Origin of the sequence: Perspicuibacillus lycopersici (genome assembly GCF_025660475.1) — a bacterium.
GTDB classification, from domain to species: domain Bacteria; phylum Bacillota; class Bacilli; order Bacillales; family Caldibacillaceae; genus Perspicuibacillus; species Perspicuibacillus lycopersici.
Map to the genome: position 1 here is coordinate 207,830 of NZ_JAOUSF010000005.1, position 13,621 is coordinate 221,450.

The following is a 13,621-nucleotide window of genomic DNA, read 5'->3' on the forward strand; positions in this document are numbered from 1 at the left end:
AATAATTTCCTATTTCAAAATAGTTATTTCATAGAACAATTTAATTGACCTTCTTTCGTGAGTTAACAATTTCATTTGCCATTGATAAAAAGCTTTTCACCGAATCATCTGACTGCTTTTTTTGTAGTAAAAGCTCGATTTCCTTTTCGAGGGTTTGGAGTGGTGCATTACGATAATGGCTGAGGTATTTGTTTACTAATTCTGCCTTTGTATTTTTAGCTCTCGTTAATAAAACCCGTTCTCCCACATATGCTTGCAATTCCTTTACCGTACGGAACACGGCCTTTGATTGAAGCAATGCTTGGATTTGCGTGAGGAGCTGATAGGTATTTGGTGGGAGCTCCTTGACATTTTCAATATTTACTAGCTCTTTTTTATTGTTAGGAGATTTTTGTCGTTTTTCTACCACTTGCTGTTCACTTGTGTCGTTATTTAGCTCCTGCAGGAACCCCAACACTTCCGAAAGATAACCGTCTCTATTTTGTAATACCTCCCGTACTTCTTGAAAATCTTGATCACTATGAATCATTCGTGGCTTTAATAAATCTAATAGTAATAGTTTACTAGTTGTTGTCATTCCAGCCCCACCTTTTGTAAAAATTCATCCCCCACCTGGTAAAACTCCTTCATAATATAATCACGAACCCTATTTGCAAGAAACATCGGCTTACCTTCGCGAATTCCATTAACAAACGATTTTGATTCACGTACTTCACTTTCGAAAACTGACCAATTTCTCTCGCGTGCAAAGGCGCTTACTTCTTGCTTGGAGAGGCGGCTTTCCGGAGAATCATTTGCTTCAACTGTGTTAAAAATAATCCCAGAAACCTTAATTTCGTTTTCTCCTGCATTATCATGATTAAATTCATCAATACTACTTGCTAAAAGCGGCAACCCAATCGTGGCTAATTTTTCAAGTTTTACTGGAATAATAATCGAATCGCTTGCGAGGTAGCTTGCAGTCGTTAAAATGGAGTCGGTTGGAGGACAATCAATTAGGACTAAATCATATTTTTCCTTGTATTCCATTAAAAAGCGTCGTAATTTATGTTCTTTTGAGGTTGGATTTTTTAATGTTTTTGTTAGTTCTACTTTTGCAGGGATTAAATCGATACAGCTGCCATCCTTAAATGCTTCTACTCGATGAAAAATGCTTGCGGTAACCTTTGCACTATTTTCAAAAATGTCGACAGTAGATTGGTTTCCATTTATCAAAAAATCTTTATACTGTTCTTCTCCTAAAAAAATTTGCGTTAAATTGGATTGTGGATCTAAATCAACGACAAGTACTTTGTACGCTTTTTTGAAGGCGGCATACCAGGATAAGTTATACGTTAACGTTGTTTTCCCGACGCCACCTTTCATGTTTAACATTGACACTACCTTTGTCATCCTTCCTACCCCCTCTACCCATTCTTGGATTAGCCTTAACCGCTTCTGCCCTAAATTATGGCGCACAAAATCCTTTGCCAATTCATCCCGGTGCAGCTTAATTAGTTCCAACAGCTCATTAATCCTCGCCTTCTCATATTGATCCCGCCTCGTAAAAACCGAAAACGTACTACACTCATCCACCAATTGCACGACACGTTTGACTAACTCTTGTTGGGACAATTTCAAAATTTTTCCTCCTTTCTGAAAAGTATTATATGAGGATTCCATAGGGGTATGACTATTTGGGGAAATAAAATTAAATAATTTATTCAAACATAGAGAAAATCAATATTACAAATTCCGATATTATATTTAATTTGCTATTACAATTGGAATATCTTCTACTCTATGATAAAATGTAATACTAATTGCATTTATATTTACTATTATATTATTGAATAATTAATATAAATTTTTTATAGATCTTTTGAAATAACTATGTTATAATTATTTCAAAAGATACGAAAGGATGTTCGGTATGGAAAATCGTAACCCACTACGTGTAGTAGAATTATTTGCTGGTGTAGGCGGTTTTCGTCTTGGTTTGGAAAAAGCCAACTCTGATTTATTTAAGATTACTTGGGCAAATCAATGGGAACCGTCCAAAAAAGCTCAAGATGCATTCGAATGCTATACTAAAAATTTTCAAACTGGTATTCATGTTAATAAAGATATTACTACAATTCCAAACGAGGAATTTATTGAACAAGCTCCGGATTTAGTTGTAGGTGGTTTTCCATGTCAAGATTACTCGGTAGCCCGCTCACTGTCTGGAGAGAAAGGATTACAGGGAAAAAAAGGAGTATTATTTTGGGAAATTAAAAGAGTATTAGAAAATACTCATCCTAAATATGTATTGTTAGAAAATGTGGATAGATTACTTAAATCCCCTTCAAAACAACGTGGAAGAGATTTTGCTATTATGTTGGCAACATTTAGAGACTTAAATTATTCAGTTGAATGGCGTGTAATTAATGCAGCGGAATATGGATTTGCACAAAGGCGGAGAAGAACATTCATTTTTGCTTATAAAAACGGAATCACCTTTGAAGGAATACAACATAAACTTTCTGATGAGGAAATTTTGTTTAAAGAAGGCTTTTTCGCTAAACCTTTTCCTATACTTGAAAATCCTTACAAAGGAAGATTAAGTAAGGTAGAGCTACCACAAGATATAGTCGAAATTTCCGATACGTTTAAATACGAATTCCATACATCAGGTATTATGAGAAATGGGAAAATTACAACCGTCCAATTGGAACCAGTACCATTTTCTCCAACACCTTTAAAAGATATTTTAATAGAAGAAAGTTTTGTAGATGAAAAATTTTATCTTACTAAAGATGCAGAAGAAAAATTCGCTTACTTGAGAGGTCCTAAAAAAATCGAACGAACTTCTGCTACTGGTCATAAATATATATTTTCCGAAGGCGGGATGTCCCCTACTGATGATTTGGACAAGCCTGGTAGAACTATGCTTACTAGTGAGGGAACTACTAATAGAAGTTCACATATCATTGAGGTAAATGGTCGTAAGAGATTTCTTACTCCTATAGAATGTGAAAGATTGAACGGTTTTCCTGATGACTGGACTGCTGGTATGACAGATAGAATGAGATATTTCTGTATGGGAAATGCATTAGTGGTTGGATTAATACAGATTATGGGAGAACGAATTGATGAAATTGACAAATTAAATATTAATGATCAAGTACAATTGGAATTATCTTTAAGCTGATACTAATGAAAGTATCAGCTTATTTTGTTATTATTGTTATATAAATGCTTATAGGAGGTACTTTCTATTGATTTACGAAACAAAAGAAGAATTACTTACTAAAGCAAGACTAGCAGAAGGAAAAACATTCGGAGAAATTGACCATAGTGGCAGAATTGAAAATGAAAAGGCAAAAGGACAACTAGGTCAAATTATTGAAGAAAGCTATTTTGGTTATGAAGTTAACTCAAGAAGTGAAGCTGATTTTTCAAATCTTGGAATAGAATTAAAAGTTACACCTATTAAAAAGAATAAAAATGGTACTATTTCCGCGAAAGAACGACTAGTGTTAAATATTATCAATTTCGAAGAAGAAGTAAATAATGATTTTGAGACATCAAGTTTTTGGAAGAAAAACAAAGAAATTCTTATGATGTTTTATGAGTGGCTTCCGGATATCAGTAGGACTGATTTTAAAGTAATAAAATCCTACCTCCATCAATACCCAGAGGAAGATCTTGAAATTATAAAACAAGATTGGCATACGATAGTAGAAAAAATTAAAAATGGATTAGCTCACCAACTTTCTGAGGGTGATACGAACTATTTAGGTGCATGTCCAAAAGGAGCAAATAAAAATTCACTAAGAAATCAACCTTTTAGCGATATTAGAGCAATGCAACGAGCATATGCATTAAAGCAAAGTTACATGACAGCTATTGTTAGAAAAGTCATTAATAACCAAGACTTTGTGAAATTCACAACATCTTCTGAGTTAAAACAAAAAACATTTCTTGATTTACTTAATGATAAATTTAATCCGTATGTTGGCTTGACTCTTGAAGAAGTTTCATCCAAAACCGGGATAAATGTCAATTATAAATCAAAAAGTTTTCTTCAGGAATTTATTAGTTCCCTACTTGGAATTAAAGGAACAAAATTAGATCAAATCGAGGAATTTGCTAAAGCAAATATTCATGTTAAGACTGTACGGTTGGAACCAAGCGGGATTCCAAAAGAACATATGTCTTTTAGGAATGTAAATTTTAATGAATGGTCAACAGAAGTTTGGAATGATAGTTGGATAAAAAGATACTTTGAAGAAACAAAGCTACTTATTGTAGTTTTTCAGTATGAAGAAACTAAGAATCAAAACCCTAACCGAGAATTAATATTTAAAGGAATAAAACTCTGGAATATGCCAATTGCAGAAATTGAAAATCGACTGTACAAATTTTGGTATTACGTACAGAATTTAATTAACAATGGAATTGAACTAAAACCTGTTAAACAAAAAAACAGAATTATTGTAAAAAATAATTTGCCTGGTCCAGGTTATAACGGTATTTGTCATTTGCGTCCAAAAGCAAAGGATGGTAGTGATAAAACAATGTTACCTGATGGACGATGGATAACGAAACAAGCGTTTTGGTTGGATCGGGAATATATTTCTGATATTATCTATAAATAATGGTACATAAAATAATAGTATTTAGATTTCTACTTAATGTTATTTAACTGTACTCTCAATATCACTGGATGAAAGAAGACTATGCTGTAACATTGCTGAATGATATAAATTTTGTTTAATAACTTTAAAAAAGGAACCTAACGTGATGTTAAGTTCCTTTTTAAATGATACTAACCTCTTTATAACCCGCAAAATAAGCTAAAAACAGGTATCTAAACCTAAAATGATACCTGCTTCTAAAACAAGTATACCAAATTCAATGATCATCACCCTGACTTCCACTTTATTCGGCTTAGCTATGTTAAATTCCTTGCACATATGTTTCTTACATCTCTTTCACTTCAAATTTAACGAAATATGCTCAAAAAATAATTGTTAGGTACTACTCGTAAAGAATAAACTGGACTTACTCCGTTTTGTATTGTTTTTTTAATATCTTTCTTTACTCGATAGAAAGTAAATTTTCTGAACTGTGTATGGTCTAGCCTTGCCTATTTGACTACCTTTACCATCTTTTTACATTCTTATCATAAAAATATCTTAAACTTTTATTTTTGGAGAAATTTCTTCTCTCTTTCCCCCTTTTGTCATTACCAAATCACATTAAATATCCATAAATAGGGTGTGCGCACTATTCTCAATATCTATTAAAAGTGATAATCGCTTTTCTTTGCATTTTATTATATTAATGCAAATATTTAATGAATGATTTAAAACCTGTTCATTTATTATTGCCAGGTGATTGTTTGCTTAATGACACAATACTCCATATTGTTTTAACAGTTCTTTTTTTTCTCAACTAACATCCAACACCTAAAAGCAGATTTTATTTTCTTGTTCTATAACGCCATTTGCAACTATTATTTAACAAAAAAAGCACTAGTTCTAGTACAACTTAACTAAAGCTCTTGTATTATAGATATTATTCATTTACTACATTGATCGGACTTCCTTCCAAGAACATTTTTATATTATCTACTGCTGTATTTAAAAGTCTTTGTCTAGCTTCTTTTGTAGCCCAGGAAATATGTGGAGTGATAATACAATTCTTTGCTCGCAGTAAAGGGTTATTTTCCTTTATTGGCTCTGTGGAAACTACGTCAAGTGCAACTCCACCAACGATATTATTATTTAATGCCTGAGCGAGATCTTCCTCGTTGATTAATGGTCCTCTTGAATTATTAATAATTAATACCCCTTTTTTCATTTTATTTATACTATCATTATTAATCATTCCTGTGTTTTCATTAGTTAATGGACAATGAAGTGAAATCACATCAGAATTAGCATAAAGCTCATCTAAATCAGCATATTTCATAGTTTCTGATTCAAGTGCTTTATTTTGATAATGATTATAAGCGAGAACATTCATTCCTAATGCTTGTGCAATTCTACCTGTAGCTTGACCAATTCTGCCAAATCCAATAATCCCAATTGTCTTTCCTGAAAGTTCAATTAACGGATGGTTCCAAAAACACCAATCAACATTATTCGTCCAATCTCCCTGTTTGACAGCATCACTATGGCTTCCCACGTGATGACATAATTCAAGTAGTAACGCTATTGCCATTTGGGATACTGCATCTGTCCCATATGTTGGAATATTAGTAACGATGATATCTTTTTCTTTTGCTGCCTCAATATCTACTGAATCAAATCCTGTTGAAAGCATGCCAATATACTTTAAACGTGGTAGTTCATTAATCACATCACCAGTGATTGGTGTTTTATTTATAAGAATTATCTCTGCGTCTTTAGAACGTTCTATTATAAGTGTTAGTTCTTCACCAGAATATGTAGTACGATTATAGATAGTTACATCAACTAATCCTTTTAATGGTGACCAGTCTAAATCTCCTGGGTTTAATGTATATCCATCTAAAACAACTGCTTTCATTCTATTTCCTCCTTAATGTTTTTCTCTATTAATATCATTACTCCTTTGCTGATTTTTCAATAGAGGAAATGCCATCCTCTAGAACCTATTTTAATGATATTGTTCCTGAGAAAAAATCATTTACTGCATGGACTCCACATATATTATTATCACCTTTCCTCCGCAAATAGATTCCATTCATAGTATGCCGACATCCTTGAAAGATATTTATGGCAATTATACTTTCATAAGTGTAAGTAATCATTCTCCTCTCATGGAGTAATAAATTACGTAAAAAGGCTCTGTTTAAAACAAAAGGGTCTGACAACCTATATAAAATATCTAGGTAATATTTATTTTATCTAGATATAGTACATATTGTAGATGTCTGACCCTTTAGCACAGCCTCTATTAAATTATAGTTTACTAATATTTTTATTCTAACTTATACCCATTGCTGTGATTTTGATTCAATATTCATTTGATGCCCACTAAAATTCCCATCAGGAATCACTATTTTTTGATATTTAGATGCATCAATTAATTTTTCAAAATCAACACCTGTAACATATCCCATATCATTTAGCATATACACAATATCTTCCGTAGCAAGATTACCTGATGCACCTGGAGCAAATGGGCAACCTCCTAACCCACCTAAAGTGGATTGAATTTTATCCACCCCACATTCAATGGCAGCTAATGTATTCACCATTCCCATATTTCTTGTATCATGAATATGGATCTGTAAATCAAGATTTGGATAAGACTCTTGAACTGCACCAACTATCTCTCTCACTTCTTTAGGATTGCCAATACCAATAGTATCGCAGAGGTTAACCATTTTGATTCCTAAATCTATATATGCTTTTAAGAAACCTACTACGATTTCCGCATTATATTTTCCTTCAAAAGGACACCCGAAAGTCGTTGCTAAATCTAGACATACTTCCATTTCTGGATAAGCTTCAACTATTTTTTTTAATTCTAAGAAGGATTCTTCATGTGTTCTATTAATATTTGCTTTATTATGACTTTTACTTAAAGAAACAACAAATGAAATTCTTCTAATTCCTGATTCCCATGCCAACTTAGCTCCATATAGATTTGGTACCAATGCAAAGAATTTAACATCAGGAAATTTCTCCAAACATACACTTGCAATCTCTTTGCTATCTTTCATTTGCGGAATAGCTTTCGGACTGACAAAGGAAGTAATTTGAATATATTCAAGACCAGATTCGACCATTTTTTTTATTATTTCCAGCTTATGTTCGAGAGGGATATATTTAGCTTGATTTTGAAACCCATCCCTTGGTCCTACTTCATTGATATGAATTTTTTCCACTCTTATCATTCCTCCAGTTTCTATCAGTCTATATTTTCGTATCTACTAACCAAATAACTTTGGTAGGAATAAGACAAAATCTTCCCAGTAGGTTATTATTAGTAAACCTATTAGAGAGAAGCCTATATACCTAAATAAATATTTATTAAGTATGTCTGACACTGATACACCATCAATAAGCTTTGCGGCAACGAATAAGTTTACACCAAGTGGTGGTGTAACCATACCAATACTTAGGTTAACAACCATTAATACTCCAAAATGAACAGGGTCAATCCCATACTGTTCTATAATTGGCATAAATATTGGTGCAACAATTAAAATAGCAGCATTTGTTTCCATAAATGTACCAAGTATCAGAAATAAAATATTTACTAAGAATAATAGGATTATTGCACTATCCGTTAAGCTGATGATAAATTCAGACATTTGAAGTGGTATTTGTGCTTTAGTCATAACAAAACCGAAAGCAGATGCAGCACCAACAATAAACATAATCATTGAAGCGTTAACAACAGATTCCTTCAAAATTTGATTAACTTTCTTCCAAGATAACTCCTTATAAACAAAGAATCCTACTATCAAGCCGTATAAACAGGCAACTGCTGCTGATTCCGTTGGAGTAAAGACACCTGAATAGATACCTCCAAGAATAATTAGCGGCATTATCAATGCCCAAATTGCGTTTTTAAAAGTTCTCCAAACCTCTTTGATTGAAAATTTGTAAGTAACCTTCATATGTTTTTTTCCATATAAATATGCATAAACTGACATCAAACCAGTCAAGAGAAGCCCTGTCATGATTCCCCCTGAAAATAAATCACCAATGGAAGCACCAGTGGTTACACCATAAGTTACCATTGGTATACTAGGAGGAATAACGGTTCCAAGATAACCAGCAGCTGCAATTGTAGTTATAGAAAATTTAACATCATATCCTTCTCGAATCATTGCCGGTACAATTATAGAACCCATCGCAACAACAGTTGCAGTTGAAGATCCAGAAATAGCTCCAAAGAATGCAGATGCAACGAATGCAACTATAGCTAAACCGCCATGAAATCCTCCAACAATCGAGTTAGCAAAGTCTACGATACGTTTAGACACTCCACCTTTTTCCAATATCCCCCCTGCAATCATGAAAAAAGGCAAGGCCATTAAGGAGAATGAGTCTAATGATACCCATAACCTTTGAATAATAACCATCAACGGTGTATCTGTAAATAAAAATAACGGAACCCCTGCCGCTAAAAGTAATGCTACTGCGATAGGAAGACCTATAAATGCCGTTAGGAAAAATATCCCAAAAAGTGGTAAGGCCATTAAAAATAGACCTCCTTCTTATCAATACTAGAATTCTTTGAAACTGGTCCTTTAATATTTTTTTTAAAGTATTGAGCCCAGAAAACTTGTATTGCCCTATAGGTGCTTAACAAAAATCCAAGCGGCATTGCCATATAAACATATGCAAACTTAATTCTTAGGATTGGTGTTAGTTGTCCAAGTTCTAATGAATATAAAACAAAATCAACTGATAGGTAAAATGCAATTATATATGTCCCAATTAGCATTATATGGCAGATAAACGTTACTACTTTTTTCACTTTTTCTGGTGCGAATGCTATAAAAATATCAATTCCTAATTGGGCATTTTTTCGAGTCATTATACTAATACCAATAAAAATTCCCCAAACCATCAAATACCTTGCAACTTCTTCAGACCATATGATTGGGCTATTTAAAGCGAATCGAAAAAAAACTGCGACTAAAGTAATGATACTCATTAGTGAAAAGCATATAACAGCTACATAGTCCTCAAATCGAGTAAGAAGTTTGTCTAATATTATCATTTGGCCCTTCCTTATAGAATCTGGTCAGTGCACAAGGCAAATACTTATGCACTAACCGTAAAATTATAAATCTTTTTTAATAATCATTTTGTATAGATTCAATAACATCTTTACCTAATTTGTCAGCATACTCATCATATACTGGTTGCCAAGCTGCTTCCTTTAGAGCCTCTTTATCCGGATTTGTTACTTCAAAACCTTCATCTTTTAATTTCTGAATAAACTCAGTTTCCATATCTGCAACTAATTGTCTCTCATAAGCAGTAACTGCATTCGCTTCCTCTACTAAAATTTGTTGTAAATCTTCAGGCATTCCATCGAAAAGATTCTTATTCATCATCAGTATGGCTGTTACATAAAATTCACTGCTTGTAGAAATATATGGAGCAACTTCGTAAATTTTAGAATTGTACATAGACGGAATTGATACAGCAACTCCATCAACCGTACCGTTTTGAATTGCAGTATAAACTTCGCTCCACCCCATAGTAATTGCACTTGCACCTAAGGCATCGTATGATGCAATATGAATTGGGTTGTCATTCGCTCTAATTTTTAGATCTTTAAAGTCCTCGGGAGTATTTATTGGATGTTTCGCATTCCATGTATTGTAGAACCCATTTTCCCAATTTGCTAATCCTTTAATACCAAGAGAATCTAAACTTTTTAATGCTTGTTGACCAATTTCACCATCTAATACTTTATGAGCATGTTCATGATCCCTAAAGATGAATGGTAGATCAAATGGTTGATAAGTATTGGTAAAAGCAGCTACGTTTCCAGAGGCAACTACAGCCATGTCTACTGTTCCCATTGTTATACCTTCTACTAAATCTCTTTCATTTCCTAATTGTGAACTTGGGAAAATCTCTATGTTAATTCTACCTCCAGATTTTTCTTTTACATTCTCTGCAAATTTTTCTAATGCTAGATGATATGCATCATTTGTAGTAACAACGTGACCAACATCAATATTATAGATTTTTTCTTCACCTTCTGAATTAGACCCACTCTCCTTATTGCCACAAGCAGACAGAACTCCAACATATAATATAGAAATTAATGCAGTTGCAAAGATTTTTTTCAATTTCATATACTAATCCCCCATATTATTCGTTTTTTAATACTAAAGATAAATTTCTTTACGAAACCCAAAACCACAGTTAAAATCTTTCTAACTAAAAGGGAGGTATTCATGCAATATACTAACTATTCAATCAAAAGATTAAAGAGCTTCAGCAAAAATGGCTTTAATTTCTTCTGATTTTAATTGATAAGTAGAGTGTCCCATAACACGTGTTTGAGTCTCTGTTTCCATAACAAGATCATCTAGATCATTTTCAGTCACACCAAATTTGGATAACGGCATTAAACAACCAACATCTCGCACTAATGTTGTAATAGCTTCAGTAACTACCTCTAGGGCTTTTCTATCAGATAACCCTGCAAGATTTTCACCCATTGCTTCCCCAATCAAGCGGACTTTCTTAAGCTCTGCTCTTCCAACAACGGGAAATACATATGGAAGCATTACAGCATTTGACAACCCATGACCTACATGGAATTTAGCTCCGAGTGCAAATGCTAATCCATGGTTCGCAGCAGCTCCATCGGTAAGATTCATTACTAAACCGCCTAATGTACTGGCATAGCTCATCCAGTACCGTGCTTCTTTATTCTCCCCATGTCCTACAGCTTCCCGAAGGTGTTGAGAAATAACACGAATTCCTTCCATACATAACGCTTCATTTAATGGCGAGCTGTTAATCGAAATAAAACTTTCAATATGATGGCATAAAGCATCTAATCCAGTTGCAGCAGTAACTCCTCTTGGAACACTTAAAGTTAGAAGAGGGTCCACTAACGCAATATCTGCACTTATGTTAATATCTACTACTCCTTTTTTTGAGCCATTTACAAGTATAATAGAGAAAACAGAAACCTCAGACCCGGTACCTGATGTAGTTGGCATTAGAATTAGTGGTGCACATTTGTTTGGAACTTTATCAATACCTACATAATCTTCATAGCTTCCAGGATTAGTAACTAACATTGCCACTGCCTTTGCAACATCTATTGGACTTCCACCGCCTAAACCAACTACACCATCACATCCTGTATCGTTATAAAGTTTGAATGCTGCTTCTACATTTTCTAAAGGTGGTTCAGGTAATACTTCACTATATACTTCAAATTCAAAACCTTCTTCCTTTGCAAGGCTGATAATTCTATCTACAACACCTAATTTAACTAAAACTGAATCAGTTACTACTAATACCTTGCTAACACCAAGTTTTTTTAAATATTTTCCTAATTGTAAGGATGAGCCATTCTCTAGAATAAGAGTTGAAGTACTATGAAATTTAAATGAGTTATTCGTAATCAATGTTATTCCTCCCAGTTTAGTTTTAATAATGATTATTAAATATTTGATTTTGCTTCATAGAACCTGTTTCTTTAAGTCTTTGATGCCAAGAGAATACTTCTGATAGTAGTTGAGGATGATGTCCACCTACCTTAGTAACAGCTCTTTTAAAATAATCAAGTAATTGTTCTTTATAGGTATTTGCACAATTATTAATGATGGAATATGCCTTTTCTACATCACTTTTTCCTCTTAAATCAGCTACACCATTTTCTGTAATAACAACATCAATATCGTGCTCTCCTATATCATGATGGGTTACCATTGGAACAATTGTTGAAATATCTCCATCTTTTGTTTCTGATGGTAACAACATAATGGAAAGGCCGGCGTTTTGAGCAAAATTTGCTCCTCCACCTAGACCATTAACCACTCTAGTACCACCAATATGACTGGAATTAACATTACCGTATATATCAACCTCAATACCGCTTATTAAAGATATAAGGCCAAAACGATTTATCACTTCAGAATTATTTGTTACATCGTTATTTCTTAAGACAACCGTTTCTTTTATTATTTGTTTATTCTGCTTTAACATGTCTATTACTTTAGGTGTCATATGTATAGAACCTGTTGAAGCAGCCTTTACTTTCCCTTTTGTGATTAATTCCATATTTGATTCTTGTAAAATTCCACAAAAAAACTCAATATCTTTAAAACTTGATTTCTCAAAAGATCTAACAATTGCGCTAGCTAAATTTCCAAAACCAGTTTGAATCGGTGGCAAATACTTATTTTTATTCTTTGATGTTTCCAATTCCAGAAAATTAAAAAGGTGTGATGAAATTAAATTACTCGTATCATCAGGTTCTGCTATTTTAGAAGTAGTATCTAATATCTCGGATTTCACAATAAATTGGACTTTATCAGGATTTACTCGTATAAAAGGTTCTCCAATTCTTTCGTTTATGGAAGTTATTGGAATTGGATTTCTGTTAGGATAAAAGCCAACATTATAGATATCGTGCATTCCTTCAAGCTCTTCTGGTTGGGAAACATTAATTTCAATGATAACGCTTTCAGCCAAATTGACAAAATGCTGTATCATTCCCACTGAAGAGGTAGGTACAATGTTACCCTCTTTTGTAATTTTGAGTGCCTCAATAATAGCCACATCGATTTTACCAAAGGAGTTACTATGCAACAGCTGAGGCATTTTGTTCATCTGCTGTTCTATATAATTAACCTTACCTTTGTTAATAAGCATTGCCATATCTTTGCTTTCAATCATTGGTACACGTCTATTTACTAAATCCAACTTTGCAAATAATGTATCAATTGGTCCAATGTTTGAACCTGTAATTAAATTTACTTTGAACGTTTCACCATTCATTTTTCTTTTAGCCAATTCATTAGCAATTACTTTAGGATATCCTGAAGAAGTGTATCCTCCCATTGCTACTGTCATACCATCTTTGATGAGCAATGCAGCTTCTTCTACGTTTGCAATTTTTGATCGCAACTGTAAATTTTCTATTTTATTTTTCAATACTCACA

11 protein-coding genes are annotated in these 13,621 nt (G+C 33.3%); 2 read left to right on the top strand and 9 right to left on the bottom strand.

Annotated elements, in window-relative coordinates; all coding sequences use genetic code 11:
• Positions 1-40 precede the first annotated feature (40 nt).
• Together OEV98_RS15130 and OEV98_RS15135 are read right to left on the bottom strand one after the other, a co-directional pair.
• Entirely contained in the window at positions 41-577 is a 537-nt protein-coding gene (locus OEV98_RS15130) for a hypothetical protein (protein ID WP_263074198.1), read from the bottom strand.
• Positions 574-1,620, bottom strand: coding sequence for a ParA family protein (locus tag OEV98_RS15135; RefSeq protein ID WP_263074199.1), 1,047 nt, complete (start codon positions 1,618-1,620; stop codon positions 574-576). The genes OEV98_RS15130 and OEV98_RS15135 overlap by 4 nt, the downstream gene beginning before the upstream one ends.
• Before the next feature lie 292 nt (positions 1,621-1,912).
• Between OEV98_RS15135 and dcm the strand changes: the two genes are divergently transcribed.
• Together dcm and OEV98_RS15145 are read left to right on the top strand one after the other, a co-directional pair.
• Complete coding sequence (dcm, locus tag OEV98_RS15140; RefSeq protein WP_263074200.1) at positions 1,913-3,172, top strand: DNA (cytosine-5-)-methyltransferase; 1,260 nt, start codon at positions 1,913-1,915, stop codon at positions 3,170-3,172.
• Between the two features lie 67 nt (positions 3,173-3,239).
• Positions 3,240-4,622, top strand: a complete 1,383-nt coding sequence (locus tag OEV98_RS15145) for a Sau3AI family type II restriction endonuclease (RefSeq protein WP_263074201.1) — start codon at positions 3,240-3,242, stop codon at positions 4,620-4,622.
• 922 nt (positions 4,623-5,544) lie between these two features.
• On the opposite strand, the gene OEV98_RS15150 is transcribed toward OEV98_RS15145, so the two are convergent.
• The 7 genes from OEV98_RS15150 to OEV98_RS15180 form a co-directional block, all read right to left on the bottom strand.
• Positions 5,545-6,519, bottom strand: coding sequence for a D-2-hydroxyacid dehydrogenase (locus OEV98_RS15150; protein ID WP_263074202.1), 975 nt, complete (start codon positions 6,517-6,519; stop codon positions 5,545-5,547).
• 424 nt (positions 6,520-6,943) lie between these two features.
• Positions 6,944-7,846, bottom strand: a complete 903-nt coding sequence (locus OEV98_RS15155; protein WP_263074203.1) for a hydroxymethylglutaryl-CoA lyase — start codon at positions 7,844-7,846, stop codon at positions 6,944-6,946.
• A gap of 45 nt (positions 7,847-7,891) precedes the next feature.
• Positions 7,892-9,169 (bottom strand): TRAP transporter large permease, encoded by a 1,278-nt coding sequence (locus OEV98_RS15160; protein ID WP_263074204.1) that lies wholly within the window; start codon positions 9,167-9,169, stop codon positions 7,892-7,894.
• A complete protein-coding gene (locus OEV98_RS15165) occupies positions 9,169-9,696 on the bottom strand; it encodes a TRAP transporter small permease (RefSeq protein ID WP_263074205.1) in 528 nt (175 codons plus the stop codon). The genes OEV98_RS15160 and OEV98_RS15165 overlap by 1 nt, the downstream gene beginning before the upstream one ends.
• 76 nt (positions 9,697-9,772) lie before the next feature.
• The gene (locus OEV98_RS15170) at positions 9,773-10,789 is read right to left on the bottom strand and encodes a DctP family TRAP transporter solute-binding subunit (RefSeq protein WP_263074206.1); all 1,017 of its coding nucleotides are present in this window, start codon (positions 10,787-10,789) and stop codon (positions 9,773-9,775) included.
• 132 nt (positions 10,790-10,921) lie between these two features.
• Entirely contained in the window at positions 10,922-12,082 is a 1,161-nt protein-coding gene (locus tag OEV98_RS15175) for an iron-containing alcohol dehydrogenase (RefSeq protein ID WP_263074207.1), read from the bottom strand.
• A 22-nt stretch (positions 12,083-12,104) separates the two neighbouring features.
• Positions 12,105-13,613: an acetyl-CoA hydrolase/transferase C-terminal domain-containing protein gene (locus tag OEV98_RS15180; protein WP_263074208.1), complete on the bottom strand. Its 1,509-nt coding sequence runs from the start codon at positions 13,611-13,613 to the stop codon at positions 12,105-12,107.
• Between the last annotated feature and the right edge of the window lie 8 nt (positions 13,614-13,621).